This window comes from Candidatus Enterococcus courvalinii (genome assembly GCF_017315945.1).
Lineage (GTDB): Bacteria > Bacillota > Bacilli > Lactobacillales > Enterococcaceae > Enterococcus_B > Enterococcus_B courvalinii.
This window is the reverse complement of record NZ_JAFLWI010000016.1, coordinates 248,581-267,844: the sequence shown is the minus strand read 5'-3', so window position 1 is coordinate 267,844 and position 19,264 is coordinate 248,581. Positions and strand designations below refer to the sequence as shown.

19 protein-coding genes are annotated in these 19,264 nt (G+C 38.0%); 15 read left to right on the top strand and 4 right to left on the bottom strand.

All coding sequences use genetic code 11. The features are described from left to right. Positions 1 to 90 precede the first annotated feature (90 nt). Positions 91 to 642 (bottom strand): biotin transporter BioY, encoded by a 552-nt coding sequence (locus JZO71_RS10955; protein WP_206899529.1) that lies wholly within the window; start codon positions 640 to 642, stop codon positions 91 to 93. 143 nt (positions 643 to 785) lie between these two features. Next, entirely contained in the window at positions 786 to 1,397 is a 612-nt protein-coding gene (rpsD, locus tag JZO71_RS10950) for a 30S ribosomal protein S4 (protein ID WP_067483447.1), read from the bottom strand. Between the two features lie 392 nt (positions 1,398 to 1,789). On the opposite strand from rpsD, the gene JZO71_RS10945 reads away from it, so the two are divergent. The 7 genes from JZO71_RS10945 to JZO71_RS10915 all read left to right on the top strand — a co-directional run bounded on the left by JZO71_RS10945 (position 1,790) and on the right by JZO71_RS10915 (position 9,912). Continuing rightward, entirely contained in the window at positions 1,790 to 2,428 is a 639-nt protein-coding gene (locus JZO71_RS10945; protein ID WP_206899527.1) for a DNA alkylation repair protein, read from the top strand. A gap of 19 nt (positions 2,429 to 2,447) precedes the next feature. Next, positions 2,448 to 3,221, top strand: a complete 774-nt coding sequence (locus tag JZO71_RS10940; protein WP_206899525.1) for an HAD family hydrolase — start codon at positions 2,448 to 2,450, stop codon at positions 3,219 to 3,221. A gap of 196 nt (positions 3,222 to 3,417) precedes the next feature. Further along, on the top strand, positions 3,418 to 4,215 hold the full coding sequence (locus tag JZO71_RS10935) for a TIGR00282 family metallophosphoesterase (RefSeq protein ID WP_206899523.1): 798 nt from the start codon (positions 3,418 to 3,420) through the stop codon (positions 4,213 to 4,215). Between the two features lie 9 nt (positions 4,216 to 4,224). Next, positions 4,225 to 4,644, top strand: a complete 420-nt coding sequence (locus JZO71_RS10930; RefSeq protein WP_206899521.1) for a YlbF family regulator — start codon at positions 4,225 to 4,227, stop codon at positions 4,642 to 4,644. Then, positions 4,592 to 7,210: a DNA mismatch repair protein MutS gene (mutS, locus tag JZO71_RS10925; protein ID WP_206899519.1), complete on the top strand. Its 2,619-nt coding sequence runs from the start codon at positions 4,592 to 4,594 to the stop codon at positions 7,208 to 7,210. The genes JZO71_RS10930 and mutS overlap by 53 nt, the downstream gene beginning before the upstream one ends. A gap of 17 nt (positions 7,211 to 7,227) precedes the next feature. Then, complete coding sequence (gene mutL / locus JZO71_RS10920) at positions 7,228 to 9,330, top strand: DNA mismatch repair endonuclease MutL (RefSeq protein ID WP_206899518.1); 2,103 nt, start codon at positions 7,228 to 7,230, stop codon at positions 9,328 to 9,330. Between the two features lie 21 nt (positions 9,331 to 9,351). Then, the gene (locus tag JZO71_RS10915) at positions 9,352 to 9,912 is read left to right on the top strand and encodes a Maf family protein (RefSeq protein ID WP_206899517.1); all 561 of its coding nucleotides are present in this window, start codon (positions 9,352 to 9,354) and stop codon (positions 9,910 to 9,912) included. 80 nt (positions 9,913 to 9,992) lie between these two features. Here JZO71_RS10915 and treP read toward each other — a convergent pair whose 3' ends face one another. Next, positions 9,993 to 11,975, bottom strand: a complete 1,983-nt coding sequence (gene treP / locus JZO71_RS10910; protein ID WP_206899516.1) for a PTS system trehalose-specific EIIBC component — start codon at positions 11,973 to 11,975, stop codon at positions 9,993 to 9,995. 233 nt (positions 11,976 to 12,208) lie between these two features. Here treP and treR point away from each other — a divergent pair, with 233 nt between their 5' ends. From treR to JZO71_RS10875, 7 genes are all read left to right on the top strand, one after another. Continuing rightward, positions 12,209 to 12,922, top strand: coding sequence for a trehalose operon repressor (gene treR / locus JZO71_RS10905; protein ID WP_206899515.1), 714 nt, complete (start codon positions 12,209 to 12,211; stop codon positions 12,920 to 12,922). Between the two features lie 79 nt (positions 12,923 to 13,001). Further along, positions 13,002 to 13,451, top strand: coding sequence for a peptide-methionine (R)-S-oxide reductase MsrB (msrB, locus tag JZO71_RS10900; RefSeq protein WP_206899514.1), 450 nt, complete (start codon positions 13,002 to 13,004; stop codon positions 13,449 to 13,451). Between the two features lie 178 nt (positions 13,452 to 13,629). Beyond that, positions 13,630 to 14,232: a Holliday junction branch migration protein RuvA gene (ruvA, locus tag JZO71_RS10895; RefSeq protein ID WP_206899513.1), complete on the top strand. Its 603-nt coding sequence runs from the start codon at positions 13,630 to 13,632 to the stop codon at positions 14,230 to 14,232. 12 nt (positions 14,233 to 14,244) lie between these two features. Then, positions 14,245 to 15,246: a Holliday junction branch migration DNA helicase RuvB gene (ruvB, locus tag JZO71_RS10890; RefSeq protein WP_206899512.1), complete on the top strand. Its 1,002-nt coding sequence runs from the start codon at positions 14,245 to 14,247 to the stop codon at positions 15,244 to 15,246. 39 nt (positions 15,247 to 15,285) lie between these two features. Continuing rightward, positions 15,286 to 15,867 carry a TetR/AcrR family transcriptional regulator gene (locus JZO71_RS10885; protein ID WP_206899511.1) on the top strand — a complete coding sequence of 194 codons (582 nt, stop codon included), beginning with the start codon at positions 15,286 to 15,288 and terminating at the stop codon, positions 15,865 to 15,867. Positions 15,868 to 15,904: 37 nt separating this feature from the next. Next, entirely contained in the window at positions 15,905 to 16,354 is a 450-nt protein-coding gene (locus JZO71_RS10880; protein WP_206899510.1) for an arsenate reductase/protein-tyrosine-phosphatase family protein, read from the top strand. A gap of 149 nt (positions 16,355 to 16,503) precedes the next feature. Further along, entirely contained in the window at positions 16,504 to 16,878 is a 375-nt protein-coding gene (locus JZO71_RS10875; RefSeq protein ID WP_206899509.1) for a hypothetical protein, read from the top strand. A gap of 263 nt (positions 16,879 to 17,141) precedes the next feature. Here JZO71_RS10875 and brnQ read toward each other — a convergent pair whose 3' ends face one another. Further along, positions 17,142 to 18,503 carry a branched-chain amino acid transport system II carrier protein gene (gene brnQ / locus JZO71_RS10870; RefSeq protein WP_206899508.1) on the bottom strand — a complete coding sequence of 454 codons (1,362 nt, stop codon included), beginning with the start codon at positions 18,501 to 18,503 and terminating at the stop codon, positions 17,142 to 17,144. A 152-nt stretch (positions 18,504 to 18,655) separates the two neighbouring features. Between brnQ and JZO71_RS10865 the strand changes: the two genes are divergently transcribed. Further along, complete coding sequence (locus JZO71_RS10865; RefSeq protein ID WP_206899507.1) at positions 18,656 to 19,264, top strand: TMEM175 family protein; 609 nt, start codon at positions 18,656 to 18,658, stop codon at positions 19,262 to 19,264.

The window sequence follows — 19,264 nt, the reverse complement described above, 5'->3', positions numbered from 1 at the left end:
TTTTGTTCCACTCCTTTTTATGCTGAAAGCTGTGCCACTTTCCAATTTTTGAATCAGTAACACGAATCAAAACGGCTAAGACTTTCTATTTTAGGATTGTTGTTGCTCAAAGGCAAAATATTTTGGTAAACGATGACGAATGAGCGTTCCTAGGTAACCAGCAGCGACCGCTTTGATGATGCCCGGTAAAATAAAGGGAACGAAGCCACTAACCATGGCTGTATGCCAAGATAGATCACCACTGACTTTTAGCCAAACGACACCAAAAATGAGCGTGACAAATGAACCAATCACGTTAGCAATGATGACCCAAGTATAGCTAGAACTATTTTTTTCCACGAGGTAACCAGTCAACCATGCTTGGAAAATAAAACCAATCAAATAGCCACCAGTGGGTCCAAAAACAATACTCAATCCACCTGATAATCCTGCGAAAACAGGTAACCCAATAATTCCTAATAATAAATAAATCAAGACAGATAGTGTCCCGCTACGTCGACCCAATAAAGTAGCTGTTAATCCAATCGCGAAAGTTTGTCCAGTTAATGGAACAATCCCTAATGGAATCGTAAATTGAGATAAAATAGCGATGATAGCTGCAAATTCTGCAGCAATAATAAGTGGTTTCAATGATGTTTTCATAATTCCCTCCGTTCGTTAACTTTTGTTTTTGTTTTGGTTAACGATAGTTTAGAAGAAAAAAGTTAGTTTGTAAAGTATTTTTTGCAAAAAAAAAACCAAAGCCAACCATCCGAAAATGGTTACTTTGGTTTTGAAGCCATGAATTATAGGCTTTGGTTGTAGTATTCAACGACAAGAGCTTCGTCGATTTCTGGATAAAGTTCGTCACGTTCTGGTAAACGAGTTAATGAACCTTCCAATTTTTCAGCGTCAAAGCTTACAAATGCTGGACGTCCAACAGTAGCTTCTACAGCTTCTTTAACAGTTACGATGTTTTGTGATTTTTCACGAACACCGATTACTTGACCGATTTCTACGTGGTATGATGGAATATCAACACGTTTGCCATCAACAGTGATGTGGCCATGGTTAACTAATTGACGTGCTTGACGACGAGTAGTTGCAAGACCTAGACGGTAAACAACATTGTCTAAACGTTGTTCTAGTAAGATCATGAAGTTAACACCGTGTTTACCTTCTTTGATTTTGCTAGCTTTCACGAACAAGTTACGGAATTGACGTTCGTTCATTCCGTACATGTGACGAAGTTTTTGTTTTTCAGTTAATTGCATACCATATTCAGATTGTTTGCCACGGCTGTTAGGTCCATGTTGACCTGGTGCGTAAGGGCGACGTGCTAATTCTTTACCTGTGCCTGATAATGAAATACCTAGGCGACGAGAAATTTTCCATGATGGTCCAGTATAACGAGACATTGAGATTTCCTCCAATAAATTAAGTTTAGTTTTTGGAGTAAAATAATCCGTTAAAAAATTCATATTCGTATAGTTTGTTCTTCAATCTTCACCTTTGCAGCCGCGGTTACACAATTGAACCCGAAACGGGGCAACAAACTAGGGACGAGCTATTATTTTCCTGCTGCATTATTTTACACAAATTACAGTATAGTTGATGTAAAGGGCAAGTGTCAAGTAGAGAAACGCGTAAAAACGCTTTACAAACGATCGTATGCTCTATAAAATGAGAAGGTATCTGTTCAATCGATTTAACTGACAGTAAAGGAACATTTTTAAAATAAAAATAAATCGTGAAATGGTAAGGAAACTGTAAAAGTGAATTGCTTATTATTTTGAGCGGAGGAGCTAACTTGGACGAACTTATTTTTCCTAAAAATGAAGAACAAGCTGTACCTATGGAAAAGTATATGAAAAATCATTTTCCTTTTGCAGGTGTGCCGAAACCAGAACGCGCGCGTTTACAAAAAATGTTTCTGGCGCAAAGCAAACAACTAGAAGTGGCAGAAATTTTGTCACTTGCAAAAAAATATTACCGAAAATCAGAAAGAGAGTATCAATATGTAGCAATCGAATTGATCCAACTTAATGTGAAGCGTCTGGCATTTTCTGACTTGGTAACGTTGTTATCACTTGTACAAGAAAAAGAGTGGTGGGACAGCATTGATTCTTGGCGTAAAGTATACACGACGTGGTGTAAGGCACATCCAGATCAGCTGGAGCAAGTATTTAACTTATTCATTCAGCAAGAAGATTTTTGGTTACGAAGAATCGCAATTACTTTACAGTTGGGACTAAAAGAAAAGGTAAACCAGTCACTATTGAAAAAAGCAATCCTGCAAGATATAAAAACAAAAGAATTCTTTATTCAAAAAGGGATCGGCTGGGCCTTGCGCGATTATAGCAAAACGAATCCTGGTTGGGTAAAAGATCTATTAGAACACGAAACATTCAGTAAGTTAGCAGTAAGAGAAGCAAGCAAATATCTATAAGAAAGCGAGACGATCAGACATGGAACGAGGCTTATTCGCCTTTGATATTGACGGAACGTTATTGGACACGAACAAGCAAGCATTGGATAGCACAAAAGAAGCATTGCAACAATTGCGACGAGCAGGACATTTAGTGACAATCGCAACAGGACGTAGTCGTTTTCATGCGCAAGAAATTATTCGTGAATTAGAATTTGAAAATTATATATTGTGTAATGGCGCAGCTGGGTTCTTGGATCATGAACAAGTTTACAAAAACCTGTTAGACCGTGACCAGCTAGACACGTTTGTTGAAGAAGCGCAGACAAAAGAAATTGATACAGCGTTTGTTAGTTTGGATAATATGAAACGATCTTCTTCTAATGATGTTCAAATCATGGAAGAAGCGATGCATTCCTTTGGCGCGGTGTTGCCTGAATTGGATCAATTTTTTGTTGAAGACCAAGAAATTTACCAAGCTTTAGCATTCTTCAATAAGAGTTATGACACACAGTTTCAAAAATATGACAAACTTCGTTTTGTTCGTTGGCATGAAAACAGTGTGGATGTTGTGCCACATGATGGTTCAAAAGCAGCAACGATTCTTCATTTGGCAGACCAAGTCGGAATTCCTCGCGAATCCATCATCAGTTTTGGCGATGGATTGAATGATCGAGAAATGTTACGTGAATCGGGTATTGGTGTGGCAATGGGAAATGCATCAGCAGAAGTTCAAGCTACAGCCAATTTGGTGACTGATACAAACGATCAAGATGGCATTTGGAAAGCACTAAAAAAACTAGCTATAATTTAATCGTAAATAGTCAATTAGTAATCAAACATTGAGGGCTAGCTCTTGATAAAGAAGTCCGAGACGAAAAAATGTCTCGGGCTTTTTTGTTCTATAGTTTGTCTTATGCCTCATGGTTACAACCTTCTCAGAGAGCTTTTCTTTCTTAAAAAAAACTACTATAATAATAGAATGATGTTAAAAGAGAAGAGGAATCAATGTGCGGGTATTGTTTATTGGTGATGTAGTGGGCTCAATGGGGAGAGAAATGATTACGGAATATGTCCCTCGTTTGAAGAAAAAATATCGTCCACAAGTAACTATCGTGAATGGTGAAAATGCTGCTTCTGGAAGAGGTATCACTGAAAAAATTTATAAAAAACTTTTACAAGATGGTGTCGACGTTGTGACCATGGGAAACCATACATGGGACAATCGCGGTATTTTTGAATTTATTGATGACGCGAAGAAAATGGTTCGTCCAGCGAATTTTCCAGAAGGAACACCAGGTCAAGGAATGGTATTTGTCAAAGTCAATCAAGTGGAACTTGCCGTTATCAATATGCAAGCTCGTTCATTTATGACGGATTTGGATGATCCATTTCGTAAAATGCAAGCGCTAGTTGCTGAAGCGCGAAAAAGAACGCCAATCATTTTTGTTGATTTTCATGGAGAAACGACTAGTGAAAAACAAGCGATGGGCTGGTTTTTAGATGGTGAAGTGTCAGCTGTTGTTGGCACACATACACATGTTCAGACAAATGATGCACGTATTCTACCAAAAGGAACAGCATACTTAACAGATGTCGGTATGACAGGTCCATACGATGGTATTTTAGGAATGCGTCGTGACGTGGTTATCGAAAAATTTTTAACGGCAATGCCAAAGCGCTTTGAAGTTGTGGAAGAAGGCCGTGCTATTTTATGTGGTTGCTTGCTGGAGATTGACGACACAACTGGAAAAGCAAAAGACATTCAATTGATCCAAATCAATGACGACCGACCATTTATGGAATGAGGCAGATCAATGGCTTTTTTAGAAAATGAACCGGAAATACAAGAAACAGTTGACCAACTGACGCAACTTCTAGGTAAAAATGAAATTATTGTCCGCTATAAGGAATTAGAAGCAAAAGTACATCAAAATAACTATTTAAAAGAATTGACCGAGGAGATCAAAGTGGCGCAAAAAGAGGCAGTCCAATTTGGTCATTATGGAAAAGTGATTGCGGAGCAAACAGCAATCGCTCGTGCGAATCAATTGACAAAAACATTTGAGCAACATCCATTAGTGATTGCTTATCGTCGCCAATTACTAGAGGCAAATGACCTTTTGCACTATTTGACTGGGTTGATTCAAGATGAAATCAATGAATTATTAGAGGAGGAAAACGATGCCTCAAAAAACAAAGAACACACCAATGATGGAACAATATCTAAGCATTAAGGCGCAATACCAAGATGCTTTTTTGTTTTATCGTCTTGGTGATTTTTATGAACTATTTTATGAAGATGCAATCCAAGTTTCACAGCTACTAGAGCTAACATTAACGAGCCGAAATCGCAATGCGGATGATCCAATCCCAATGTGTGGTGTGCCACATCACGCTGCACAAGGATATATCGATAGTTTGGTTGAAAAAGGCTATAAAGTGGCCATTTGTGAACAAGTTGAAGATCCAAAAACAACGAAAGGTATGGTCAAACGTGAAGTTGTTCAGTTAGTGACACCAGGAACAGTGATGGACAGCAAAGGTCTTTCTGCAAAAGATAATAATTACTTGACTGCTGTTGTACAAGAAGGCAATGAGTTTGGCTTTGCATATGTTGATTTGAGTACAGGTGAGTTAAAAACAGCACATCTTTTTGATGCAGAAGGCGTTTTAAATGAAACTTCTGCATTACAGACAAAAGAATTAGTATTGGGTACAGAGATTTCTGCTAGCTTACGTGAACAATTAAGTATTCGTTTGGGCTTAGTTTTTTCTTCTCAAGAGACATTGGAGGAAAATGCCGAATTTAATTTTTTGACTCGTGAAATAACAGATGGACTTGAAAAAGAAGCTACAGGAAAGCTATTGACTTACTTAGCGGTGACGCAAAAGCGGAGTTTAGCCCATATTCAAAACGCAGTGGAATATCAACCAGATCACTATTTAAAAATGGATTATTATTCCAAATTCAATTTGGAATTAAGTCAGTCGATCCGAACAGGTAAAAAACATGGAACTTTATTGTGGTTATTAGATGAAACCAAAACAGCAATGGGCGGTCGCATGCTAAAACAATGGCTTGATCGACCATTGATTCAATCACATGCAATTAATGTCCGCCAAGAGATGGTTGCTTCTTTAGTTGATAGCTACTTTGAACGAATTGATTTGCAAAGTGCTTTGACTAAAGTTTATGATTTAGAGCGCTTAGCTGGTCGAGTGGCATTTGGAAATGTGAATGGTCGTGATTTGATTCAATTGAAGACGTCACTTGAACAAGTGCCAATGATTCGTCAACTGATCGAAGGAATCGACCAAGGACAATGGCAAGCACTATTAGAAAAAATGCAACCAATGGAAGGTCTAGTTCAGCTAATCAATCATGCAATCAAAGAAGATCCTCCATTACAAATCACAGAAGGTAATGTGATTCGCGATGGGTTCAATGAACAATTAGATGCGTATCGTTCAGCCATGAAAAACGGGAAACAATGGCTAGCTGAACTGGAAGCCCGGGAACGAAAAGAAACGGGAATCAAAAACTTAAAAGTTGGATTTAATCGTGTGTTTGGGTATTATATCGAAATTACAAAATCGAACTTAGCAAACCTAGAAGAAGGCAAGTATGAGCGGAAACAAACACTAGCAAATGCAGAACGCTTTATTACGCCAGAGTTAAAAGAACTAGAAACTCAAATCCTTGAAGCCGAAGAAAAATCTGTTGATTTAGAATACCAACTGTTTTTAGCTGTTCGTGAAGAAGTGAAGAAAGCCATTCAACCTTTACAAACGTTGGCAAAATCAATCAGTACAGTCGATGTGTTGCAAAGCTTTGCGACAATCAGTGAACGTTACCAATATGTTCGTCCAGTCTTAACGAATAATAGCCAACAATTATGTATTCAAGAAGGTAGACATCCAGTAGTTGAAAAAGTACTGGGACACCAAGAATACATTCCAAATAGTGTCGAGATGAACGAACAAGAGATGATTCTGTTAATCACAGGGCCGAATATGTCAGGGAAAAGCACATATATGCGCCAACTTGCATTAACCGTCATCATGGCACAAATGGGGTGTTTTGTTCCAGCACAAAAAGCCGTTTTACCGATTTTTGATCGAATCTTTACTCGTATTGGAGCGAGCGATGACTTGATTGCTGGTCAAAGTACGTTCATGGTCGAAATGATGGAAGCCAATCAAGCGCTGCGAAATGCCACACCAAATAGCTTGATTTTATTTGATGAGCTTGGTCGGGGGACAGCGACATATGATGGGATGGCACTAGCACAAGCAATCATTGAATATATTCATCAAAATGTTCAAGCAAAAACACTTTTCTCGACGCATTATCATGAACTAACAGTCTTAGACCAAGAGCTCTCTCAATTGAAGAATGTTCATGTCGGAGCAGTTGAAAAAGCTGGAGAAGTTGTCTTTCTTCATAAAATGATGGAAGGTCCAGCAGATAAAAGTTATGGGATCCATGTGGCGAAAATTGCAGGATTACCAACAGACTTGTTGAAACGAGCATCAACGATTTTAGCAACACTTGAATCTGGGGAGGAAAAGCATCACCAAATCCCTGTTGAACCAGTTAAATCTACTGTGAATGTACAGGGAGAGTCTGTACCAATTGCGGAAGCACAAGTGAATGAGGGAACACAACAACTTTCTTTATTCTCTGAGCTATCGGATGGAGAACAAGAAGTTGTTACGTCATTAAAGAAACTTAACTTATTAGAAATGACGCCAATGGATGCACTGAATAAATTATATGAATTGCAAAAACAACTTTAGAAAGAAGGCGTAGACCCATGGCGAAAATCCAAGAACTATCAGAACGTTTAGCCAATCAAATTGCAGCCGGTGAGGTCGTCGAACGACCAGCATCTGTTGTGAAAGAATTGGTTGAAAATGCGATTGATGCAGGAAGCAGCCAAATTGATATCTTAGTGGAAGAAGCTGGGCTGCGAACAATTCAAGTGATAGACAATGGTGAGGGAATTTTGACTGATGACGTTGAAAGTGCATTTAAGCGTCATGCAACAAGTAAAATCCATAATCGAGATGACTTATTTCGGATTCGTACACTTGGTTTTCGTGGCGAAGCACTTCCAAGTATTGCCTCTGTTTCAGAATTAACGATTGAAACAGCTAATCAAGAAGAAAATCAAGGAACGTTCGTAGCACTAAAAGGCGGTGAGATCACGGAACATCGTCCAGCATCATTACGTCAAGGAACGAAGATTACTGTAAGCAATCTTTTTTTCAACACACCAGCTCGCCTTAAATATGTCAAAACGTTGCATACAGAACTCGCAAATATTGGGGACATTGTGAATCGCTTGGCGTTAAGCCATCCAAACATTGCTTTTCGCCTCGTTCATGATGGCAATAAGATGTTAGCCACAGCGGGAAATGGTGATCTCAAGCAGACGATTGCTGGTATTTATGGTTTAACTACTGCCAAAAAAATGTTGAAAATCGAAGCAAAAGATTTAGACTTCGAACTGGTGGGCTATGTCTCGCTTCCAGAGGTAACTCGTGCGAGCCGAAATTATTTATCCACGATTATTAACGGACGCTATATCAAAAACTTTGCTTTGAATAAAGCAATTGTAGCCGGTTATGGCTCAAAATTGATGGTTGGTCGTTATCCAATTGCTGTTTTAGAGATCAAAATGGATCCACTATTAGTTGATGTAAATGTTCATCCAACAAAGCAAGAAGTCCGTTTATCAAAAGAAAAAGAACTAACTGATTTGATAGCAAATGCAATCCAAGAAGCGCTTAGTCAAGAAAATCTGATTCCTAGTGCTGCGGATAATTTACGGTTTAAAAAGAAAGTCACAGACCAGCCAAAAGTTGAACAAACAGAAATTGATCTCTCTTATGCGTTTGAAGATGAAAAACCAAAGAAACCACAAAGCTTAAATTTTGATCGAGAAACAAGTAGTTTTTACGTGAAAGAGACAGAACAATCTAGCTTTGGAAAAACTGTTGATAACTCTGTGGAAAATGTTGAAAACTTTGTTCCATTTTCTGAAGAAACGACGAATCAACCAGAAAATAGTGGAAAAATGGTGGATAAACAAGAAAACACTGTGGAAAACTTTGTAGAAAAGTCTGTTGATAAAATCAAAGAAGAAACATTATCCACTGTGGATAATGTCGAATTTCAAGAAGAACAATCCCAAACAGTAGAAAGAAATGCTTCAGAACAAGTTTACGAAGAGGAACTTGCCTTGCATCCAGAATTTGGTCAAGGAAATAGTCGAGCATTGGATCAAGCCATTCAAAAATTAGAAACAGAAAAAGTAACTGAACGTTTTCCACAACTGGAATATTTTGGACAAATGCACGGCACTTATCTATTTGCGCAAAGTAGCACGGGCTTGTATATTATCGATCAACATGCAGCACAAGAACGTATCAAGTACGAATATTTCCGTGAAAAAATCGGTGAAGTGTCGAATGACTTGCAAGAATTGTTGGTGCCTTTTGTTTTGGATTACCCTAATAATGACGCATTGAAGCTAAAAGAAAAGAAACATTTACTTGAAGAATCAGGGATTTATTTGGAAGAATTTGGGCAAAATAGTTTCATTGTTCGTGCTCATCCAACTTGGTATCCAAGTGGCGAAGAAGAGTCGATCATCAGAGAAATGATTGACATGTTGCTGACGACAGGTAGTGTTAGCGTGAAAAAATTTCGTGAAGCAACGGCAATCATGATGAGCTGTAAACGTTCAATCAAAGCAAATCATTATTTGAATGAAGCACAAGCCCGTGTATTGCTAAAAGATTTAGCGCAATGTGAAAATCCATTCAATTGCCCACATGGTCGACCAGTATTGATCCATTTTACTAACTCGGATATGGAACGGATGTTTAAACGTATCCAAGATCCTCATTAAAGAATAGGAAAGAGGCAGAAAATGAAAATAATATTAGCTTCTCAATCTCCTAGAAGAAAAGAATTGTTGGGTCGTTTAGTTTCTGAGTTTGCAATTCAACCAGCTGACATTGACGAGACGCCGATTGACGGTGAAGACCCTGTCGCGTATGTTCAACGAATGGCATACGAAAAAGCACAAGCAGTTGTGAAGCAGCAAACGGAACAAACATTAGTGATAGCTAGTGACACTACGGTTGTTCATCGCCAACAAATTTTAGGGAAACCAGTGGATTTAGCCGATGCAAAAGCAACGCTTCACTCATTAAGTGGGGAAACACATCAGGTGTATACTGCTGTTGTCTTAAAATCGAAAGAACGAGAAGAAAAAATTCTAGCGCAAGCTGAAGTAACCTTTTATCCACTAATTGAAAAAGAAATCGATACGTATTTAGCAACAGGTGATTATCAGGATAAAGCTGGTTCTTATGGCATACAAAGCTTTGCCGGTGCCTTCGTTAAAGAAATAAGTGGCGATTATTACAGTATTGTTGGTTTTCCAATTGGTGCAGTGAACCAAGCACTTAAAGAATTTTTACTTTAAAAAAACAAAAGATAAGAGTCACGACAATTGCCGTGACTCTTATTTTTTATTTCTAATTTATGAATCAAAAAGCGAAAGACTTAGCGAACTTCAGCTTGACCAACTTGTTCTTCTGGGCGAACAAGTCCAGTTTTATCAAGTGAGAAGCTGTCAATTTTTTCGGCATTTGTCAAAACAACAAGAATGTCTGTTTTCTTGCCTGCTTGTTCTACTTGTTCAACAGCCATTTCTGCAATCAGTGAACTTGGTGTTACTAACTCGCCTTCTTGAACGTGAACGGTGAATGGGGCTCCTTTTAGCTCAACAGTATCTAGGCCCATGTGTACTAAAACTTCAATGCCTTCTTTAGAAAGAATACCAATGGCATGTTTAGTTTCAAAAATGTTAGTGATTGTTCCAGAAACTGGGGAGAAAACTTTGTCGTTCGTTGGTACGACAGCATAGCCGTCACCCATCATTTTTTGTGAGAAAACGGGATCATCTACTTGAGTGATTTCTTTTAGTTCACCTGTAGCTACTGCAAAGAATTTTTCTGTTTTAAGTGCGGGAGTAGCAGCTTCGAATTGTGTTTTTTCTGGAACAGCTGTTGTACCGTTTGCTGTTTCAAATTGTGCACCGATAGCTCCAGTAGCTGGAGAAACAGGATCAATTTTATTTAAGATTCCTTGACGTCTGAAAATAACTGTTAAGCCGAACGGGATAAAGATGGCAATAATCATTGCGATGATGAAAGGTACCCAAGACTCTGCCTGAATTGCTAAAATTCCCGGTAAGCCACCAACACCGATTGCATTTGCGCGAACGCTCATCAATGTGGCGAACATGCCAGCTAAACCAGAACCAATCATTGCCGCAACAAATGGATAAACATATTTTAGATTGATCCCGAACATCGCAGGCTCAGTAACTCCTAAGTAACAAGAAATCATAGCCGGAATCGAAATTTGTTCTTCTTTTTCATTTCCACGATGCAAGAAAATAATTGCTAAGACGGCTGAACCTTGCGCAATGTTAGATAGCGCAATCATTGGCCAAAGGTTTGTTGAACCAAAGTCTGCAATCAACTGCATGTCGATCGCATTTGTCATGTGGTGGAGTCCTGTAATTACGAGTGGAGCATACAAGAAACCAAAGACAGCGCTGAATAACCAACTAATGGAAGAAGTCAAACCAGCATTAACGACAGTTGAGATCCAACTTCCGATTGTCCAACCAATTGGTCCTAAAACGACATGGGCCGCTAAAACAGTTGGAACTAATGAGAAAAGCGGAACGAAAATCATTGAAATGGATTGTGGAATAATTTTTCGGAAAAAGATTTCTAGATACGCAAGCATAAACCCGGCTAACATTGCCGGAATAACTTGTGCCTGATAACCAATCATATCAACTTGAGCAAAGCCGAAATCCCAGAATGGGATATCTGCAGCTGCAGTAGAAGCAACACCATAAGCATTTAGTAATTGTGGAGAAACTAATGTAATCCCTAAAACAATTCCTAGTATTTGCGTAGTACCCATCTTTTTCGCGATGCTCCAAGTGATACCAACTGGTAGGAAATGGAAAATCGCTTCACCAGGTAACCATAAAAACGCATTCACACCACTCCAAAATTGTGAGTGTTCAACGATTGTGCCACCCAGACTATCAAATTGGATTCCTTCCAATACATTTCGAAATCCTAAAATCAGTCCACCAACAATAATTGCGGGAATCAATGGGGTAAAAATTTCAGCTAAAACAGCGACTGCTCGTTGAATAGGATTAAGATTTTGTTTTGCATACGCTTTACTTTGTTCTTTTGAGACACCTTCTACACCAGATACGGAAACAAAATCGTTGTAGAAAGTTGCTACATCGTTACCAATAATAACTTGGAACTGTCCAGCATTAGTGAACATTCCTTTTACACTTGGAATATCTTCTATTGCTTCCTCATTTGCTATTGCTGGATCATTTAAAACAAAACGCATCCGAGTGGCACAATGGCTGACTGCAGCAATATTTTCTTTTCCGCCGATCTCTTTTAACAATTTCTCGGCATCTGCTTGGTACTTTGTCATAAGAAAAACTCCTTTCAACTAACTTGTCTATGCAAGTTTCTTTAGTTAACTATACTGGAATCAAAAACGAAATGCAAGCGTTTTATTTCGAGCACTGTTATTTGTTCTAGTAATCGATTTCTTTTCTGGTGATACGCGACTTTCCTCAACTTTTTTGAAGATTGAAATGAAAACAAAGCTATAGTATAGTGAAGCAATAATCGAAAAAATAATTGGGTGGAGGAATCAAAACAATGAATAAATTTAATGAAATTTTTTTGGATCTGGAGAAAAAAATTTTAGCAAAGCAATATCCTCCGCACACACTTTTACCAAGTGAAAATCAATTAATCAAAATCTACGGCGTCTCTCGAGAAACGATTCGAAAAGCACTGCAGCTATTGACAACGGAAGGTTATATTCAGAAAAAACAGGGAAAAGGATCGATTGTCTTAGAAAGAAGTCGTTTTGATTTTCCAATCTCTGGACTGACGAGCTACAAAGAATTGCAAGAAACTCAAAATATTCCAAGCAAAACGATTGTTCAGGAATTAGTTGAAACAAAAGTCGATAAAGAATTAAGCGAAATTACCGGATGGAAAGTTGGGACACCGGTATGGCATTTAGTCCGACAGCGAAAAATCGCAGGTGAGGTCGTGATTTTAGATCGTGATTACTTATTGAAGGAAGTAGTACCGACTTTATCAACTGAACAAGCAGAAGCATCTATCTATGATTATTTTGAAAATGATTTGGGATTGACGATTGCTTATGCACAAAAAGAAATCACGGTAGAACCTGTGACACCAGAGATCCATGAAGCAATGACCTTAAATGATGATCCGTACGTGGTGATTGTTCGAGGATTAGTTCACCTAGAAGATACGCGTTGTTTTGAGTATACAGAATCCATTCATCGATTAGATAAGTTTCGCTTTGTTGAATTTGCTCGTCGTCGTAAAGTTTGATTCTTAGCAAGAAGTGAGCAGATTAGTTGCCTCTTTTGGTTATTGGTCAGTAAGATTGACAAAAAAGGGGATGATGTCAATGGCAAAAGAAAAAAATCCAGCAACTGATGAAGAATTGAAACAAAAATTATCGCCAATCGCATACGCAGTGACGCAAGAAAATGCAACTGAACGTCCATTTAGTGGAAAATATGATGACTTTTATGAAAAAGGAATTTATGTTGACATCGTGAGTGGCAAACCTTTATTTAGTTCAACGGAAAAATATGATGCAGGTTGCGGCTGGCCATCTTTCAGTAAGCCGATTCGTGCCGATGAAATTGCTGAAAAAATCGATCGCTCAGATGGCATGCATAGAGTAGAAGTGAGAAGTCAAAGTGCCGATTCCCATCTTGGTCATGTTTTTAATGATGGTCCAGCAGATAAGGGCGGGTTACGTTACTGCATCAATTCAGCTGCGTTAAAATTCATTCCATATGATGAAATGGCTGAGCAAGGTTATGAAAAATATAAATCACTTGTTGAATGATCTACTTAACGAAAAGAAGAGAAACCTCGAAATAGGCAAGCCGAAGCGAGGTTTCTTTTTTATTCGCTTTTTTCAGTTTTTTATTTGAACTTGCTTAAGGAGGAAGCTACTTTTTTCAGTCGTTGAAATGTGCTACAATAAAGCGAACGTATGTGTGTGAAAGAAAGAGGAAAATTGAATGTATGAATATCTAAAAGGGATGGTTACATTTATCAGCCCTTATTATATTGTGGTAGAAAATCAAGGAATTGGTTACCAAATCGCTTTAGGAAATCCTTATCGTTATAGTAGTAAGATGAACAAAGAAATAACTATCTATTTACATCAGGTCATTCGTGAAGATGGCCATCTACTTTATGGTTTTTCTAGCTTAGAAGAGAAGCAATTGTTTTTAAGACTCGTTAGTGTTTCAGGAATTGGCCCAAAAAGTGCATTGGCAATCATGGCGAGTGATGATCATTCGGGTTTGATTCATGCAATCGAATCTGGCGATGTTACTTATTTAACAAAATTCCCAGGCGTTGGTAAAAAGACCGCACAACAAATGATTTTAGATCTAAAAGGAAAATTAGGTGAAATCAGTATCGAAGCACCAATCAATTTATTCGATGAAGCCAATACGCAAGATACAACAGCATTAGCTGAGGCAATGGAAGCATTAACTGCGTTGGGATATAGTGTGAAAGAAGTGAAACGTGTAGAAAAACAATTACAAGCACAAGACAACTTGACTACCGATGAATATCTACGCCAGGCGCTAAAATTGATGATGAAAAAATAGGAGGGAAGCATGATGACAGACGAACATATTCTATCACCAGAAACTGGCGAGAATGAACTTAGTTTGGAAAAATCTCTCCGACCACATTTATTATCACAATACATTGGACAAAATAAGGTAAAACAGGAACTTCAAATTTATATCGAAGCCGCTCGCAATCGTGAAGAACCACTTGATCATGTTCTATTGTATGGTCCGCCAGGATTAGGGAAAACGACGATGGCAATGGTAATCGCAAATGAGATGTCGGTAAATATCCGTACCACGAGTGGGCCAGCGATTGAACGACCTGGCGATCTTGTTGCAATTTTGAATGAACTAGAAGCAGGCGATGTATTGTTTATTGATGAAATCCATCGCTTACCACGAGTGGCGGAAGAAACATTGTATTCAGCAATGGAAGACTTTTATGTAGATATCATGGTAGGGCAGGGTCCAACAGCACACCCCGTTCATTTTCCTTTACCTCCATTTACATTGATTGGAGCGACGACGCGTGCTGGGATGCTTTCAGCACCATTGCGTGACCGTTTTGGGATCATTTCACACATGGAATACTACGATGAAGGAGATTTACGAGAAATCGTTCAGCGTTCTGCTTCTATTTTTCAAACAGATATCGTAGAAGACGGAGCAATTGAAATTGCACGTCGTTCTAGAGGAACACCACGGATTGCGAACCGCTTATTAAAAAGAGTGCGTGATTTTGCACAAGTTCAAGCAGATGGAAAAATCGATCGAAACATTGCAGATCAAGCATTGACTCTTTTACAAGTCGATCATGCGGGATTAGACTACGTTGACCAAAAGCTATTACGAACGATGATTGAATTATATGGTGGTGGGCCAGTTGGTTTGAGCACGCTGTCTGTAAATATTGGTGAAGAACGTGAAACAGTTGAAGATATGTACGAACCATTCTTGATTCAAAAAGGTTTTTTAAAACGAACACCTCGTGGGAGAATTGCTACTGCATATGCTTATGAGCACTTTGGTTATCCCTATAATGAATAGTTATTGAAGTGGAAATTTATTGAGATGGGAGGAGAAAAAATGGGAGATTCCATTCATACGAAACAAGTAATCAAACGGGCACTGATTCGCCTATGCCAACAAAAAACATTTCGTAAAATAAGTGTTCAAGAAATCGCGCATGAAGCGAATATCAACCGTCAAACATTTTATTATCATTTTACAGACAAGTATGACTTGCTTCGTTGGGTGTACTTTGAAGATGCCTTTCACTTTTTAGATGCTCATAATTTATCATTAGATAATTGGGAAGAACAAGCCCTAAAAATGCTAAAGGCTATTGCTAATAATAAAGAATTCTATAGCAATACAGTTGCATCAGACCAAGAAGTCTTGCAACAAGAATTTTCGACAATCATCCAACAATCTTTTATTAGTATTTTTAACCAAATGGATCAAGAAAGACAGTTGTCGCAACAAGACAAACTTTTTTATGCTCGCTTTTTCTCTTATGGCTGTAGCGGTGTTTTGGTAAATTGGATAACGCATGACTATCAGGAAACACCGATGGAAATCGCGATGCAGTTATTTCGATTAGCAAAAGATACGGAGCTTTATTCCTACCGACTGTATGCACAGGAAGAGTCAGAGTCAGATGAGTAAAGAAGTGAAGGATGTTTTATAAAATGGAGGGGAAAAAGTGACCAAAGTTTTATTTGTTTGTTTAGGCAATATTTGTCGCTCACCAATGGCAGAAGGATTGTTACAAAAAAGAGTCCAAGAAGCAAAGCGAGATGCTGAATTTTTGATTGACTCTGCTGCTACAAGCTCTTATGAAATCGGTTCTGCACCACATCCTGGAACACAAAGAATTCTTGACCAAGAAGCTATTGACACAAGCAACATGATTGCTCGCCAAATTACCTCAACAGATTTTGAGACCTTTGATTGGATTATCGGTATGGACCAAGAAAATGTACGAGAATTACAGCGAGTCGCTCCTAAAGATACCCAAGCTAAAATCAAATTGTTTATGAGTGTGGTTCCAGGGAAAGAAACGAAAGATGTCCCTGATCCCTACTTTACAAATAACTTTGAGGAAACATTTCAGTTAATCAATGAAGGATTGGATCATTGGGATTTTACGTAAAAAAGAGAATATAAAATAACGTTTTTCATATCAAAAATAAAAGAGTGAGTTTTAGTTAGAAAGCTCATTTTCTTGTTTTTTTCATTAAGTTTAGGTAAAATAAAATTACTTAATTCATTACTTTCTTAGCAAAAGGAGGAGTACATTCGATGGACGAGGAAACAGTATCACCAATGAAGAAACTTACCAAGTTAGTGACGCACACGTCGTATCAGTTTTTTGATTCTTTTGTCAATGATACAGAAGAAAAAGCCAAGAATGTACGCAAGCAAGGAGAGTTTGTTCTTGAGCTTCAAAAAGCTGCGGCGCAAGATAGTTTAGTTGTTTTGCAAGTGAGAGAAAATCGTTTAAGTAATAAGCATGAAACTGTATCTGGATGGGTAGCGACAAAAACCGTTGAAAAAGAACGTGTTATGATTCGTTTACGAAATGAAGAGCAACAAATTCGAATGATTCCCATTGAGCAAATTGAGAAAATCACGAGCTTATCGCCAAGTGGAGAGCAAGAGCGTTTGTCACGTTAAGATTTGTGTTTTATTTTAAGAAAGCTAAAAGAGCTTTTCTATCTTTTGATAGAAAAGCTCTTTTTTGATTTGTTGTCTAAAAAAAGATCCTGCTAGCTGGGGGCTAGCAGGAAAGGAGTTAAAAAATGAAAAAGTGTTGTTAGGGTTGTTTGTTGGTATGTGTATATAATAGAGCGAAGTTGTGAATATTTTGTGACGATTTTTTTCGAAAGTTGTTAAGTTTTAGCTATAAAAAAATGTCTCTCATATTTCGTGCAAAAGAATTACTCAATTGCTGATGGCACAGTTTCTTTTTTTATGAAGCTCCAGACTAAACCAATAACGAAACCGATAATTGCGGGAACAATCCATCCCATGCCAAAAGAAAAGAATGGCAAATAGCTAGTAGCAAATCGTAAAAGTGTTTGAACGAACGGTGTATCTTTGATTACAGCAGGTGCGGCATTTAGCGCATCCAGAACAGAGGCAATCAAAGTAAAATACGTAGTCATCCGATAAACACATGCTCTTTTTTTAAATAAAGGCTCACATAATACCAATAAAATCAATGTCATTGCCAAAGGATAAATAAACATCAAGACAGGTAACGAAATCTGGATGATATTTGTTAAACCAACATTAGCAACTAGACAAGCAAGGACGCTTGCAAGTGTTACAAAAAATAAATAGCTTCTCTTCGGGAAAAGTTCCGAAAAGGTTTCTGCAAATGCCGTAATCAAACCAATCCCAGTTTTTAAACAAGCAAGAATTACAATCAGTGCTAACAAAATGCTTCCATAAGTTCCTAAATAGTGATCTGCAATTTGCGCAAGAGCGATCCCGCCATTTTCACTTAAAGGAAACGTACCTAAACTCATCGTTCCTAAGTAAGAAAGCAAAGTATAAATGATTCCCATCAAAAGGATACTGATGGCACCAGATTTGATTGTACCTTTTGCAATATCGGATGATTTAGTAATCCCCATTCCACGAATCGTTGTCACGATGATGATTCCAAAAGCTAAAGAAGCAAGAGCATCTAACGTATTGTAGCCTTGAGTGAAACCAGTGAAGAAGGCATGGGTTTGATAATGAGGCTGGATTGGAGTATCAGCGATAGAACCAAGTGGATTCAAAAATCCTAGTAAAAGTAAGATTCCTAGTAAGACTAAAAAGATCGGATTCAAAAATTTACCAACGTAATCTAAAATTTTGGTTGGTTTGCGAGATAGCCACCAAGCAGTAAAGAAGAACAAGATACTAAAAAGTGCTAGAAAAAGGGACTGTTGCTTTGGTGCAATGAAAGGTGCTAATCCGATTTCAAAAGAAGTGCTGGCTAACCGTGGTAAAGCAAAAAAAGGGCCAACGACTAAATAAAGTAAAATAGTAAAAATAATAGCATATTTTCGATTCACACGTTGTGCCAGTTCATAAACGCCAGAGCTTTTTGATACGCCGATAGCGATAACACCCAAGAAGGGCAAGCCAATTCCAGTAACTAAGAACCCAAGATTTGCCCAAAAAACAGCAGAGCCAGCTTCTTGTCCCATGTGAACAGGGAATATTAAGTTTCCTGCTCCAAAAAATAATCCAAAAAGCATTGAACCAATAAAAATACTTTCTTTAAATGACAGTTTTTTTGTCATAGACGAGTCTCCTTTAAAATTCATTTTTTTTAAGGTAACAGAAATTGTGTGTGTACGCAACAATTTTCTGAAAATTTATACAGTATTATCGGTAAGTATTTTTTTAGAACCAGTGCTAAAATGTAATCAGCATTGAAATAAGGGAGAAAAAAATGACAAAATCAAGGTTAGAAGCTTTTACAGATGGTGTGGTAGCTATTGTTTTAACAGTGTTAGTGTTAGATATTGAAATTCCTGATCCTGCTAACTTTCAATCTTTGTGGGGAATCAGAAATACTTTACTTGCCTATTCAATCAGTTTCCTCTTTGTTGCAGTGATTTGGGTTAACCATCATCGCATCTTTCAAATGGCGGATAAAATTAACTATCGAGTGGTGTGGGCAAATATTTTTTGGTTGTTTTGGTTGACACTTTGTCCATCAGTTACAAGCTGGGTCGGAAGAAATCCAACAGCATTTTGGCCTGAGATGTCTTATGTCATTGTTTATACGATGTGGAGTCTATCTTTCGGTATTTTAATCAAACAAGTTTTGAAAGCAAATAGCAAAGATTCTCATGTAGTCAAAACAGTTTCAAAGGATCACCGCAGCATGATTTCGATGATTATCAATATTGGCTTGATTATTGGGGTCTTTTTCCAGCCGTTGATTGGTTTGTTTGGGCGTTTTCTTGTATCAGGTTTGTGGGTCTTATCCTATAAAAAAGCAGATTATTACTATCAGAAAATCGTTTTACGCAAAAGAAGTGAAGTGAGCAAATAA

Coding starts and splice junctions, on each gene's coding strand:
- JZO71_RS10955 (WP_206899529.1), bottom strand. CDS start 642: ATGAAAACATCATTGAAACCACTTATTATTGCTGCAGAATTTGCAGCT.
- rpsD (WP_067483447.1), bottom strand. CDS start 1,397: ATGTCTCGTTATACTGGACCATCATGGAAAATTTCTCGTCGCCTAGGT.
- JZO71_RS10940 (WP_206899525.1), top strand. CDS start 2,448: ATGGAACGAGGCTTATTCGCCTTTGATATTGACGGAACGTTATTGGAC.
- JZO71_RS10930 (WP_206899521.1), top strand. CDS start 4,225: ATGGCTTTTTTAGAAAATGAACCGGAAATACAAGAAACAGTTGACCAA.
- mutS (WP_206899519.1), top strand. CDS start 4,592: ATGCCTCAAAAAACAAAGAACACACCAATGATGGAACAATATCTAAGC.
- mutL (WP_206899518.1), top strand. CDS start 7,228: ATGGCGAAAATCCAAGAACTATCAGAACGTTTAGCCAATCAAATTGCA.
- JZO71_RS10915 (WP_206899517.1), top strand. CDS start 9,352: ATGAAAATAATATTAGCTTCTCAATCTCCTAGAAGAAAAGAATTGTTG.
- treP (WP_206899516.1), bottom strand. CDS start 11,975: ATGACAAAGTACCAAGCAGATGCCGAGAAATTGTTAAAAGAGATCGGC.
- treR (WP_206899515.1), top strand. CDS start 12,209: ATGAATAAATTTAATGAAATTTTTTTGGATCTGGAGAAAAAAATTTTA.
- msrB (WP_206899514.1), top strand. CDS start 13,002: ATGGCAAAAGAAAAAAATCCAGCAACTGATGAAGAATTGAAACAAAAA.
- ruvA (WP_206899513.1), top strand. CDS start 13,630: ATGTATGAATATCTAAAAGGGATGGTTACATTTATCAGCCCTTATTAT.
- ruvB (WP_206899512.1), top strand. CDS start 14,245: ATGACAGACGAACATATTCTATCACCAGAAACTGGCGAGAATGAACTT.
- JZO71_RS10885 (WP_206899511.1), top strand. CDS start 15,286: ATGGGAGATTCCATTCATACGAAACAAGTAATCAAACGGGCACTGATT.
- JZO71_RS10875 (WP_206899509.1), top strand. CDS start 16,504: ATGGACGAGGAAACAGTATCACCAATGAAGAAACTTACCAAGTTAGTG.
- brnQ (WP_206899508.1), bottom strand. CDS start 18,503: ATGACAAAAAAACTGTCATTTAAAGAAAGTATTTTTATTGGTTCAATG.
- JZO71_RS10865 (WP_206899507.1), top strand. CDS start 18,656: ATGACAAAATCAAGGTTAGAAGCTTTTACAGATGGTGTGGTAGCTATT.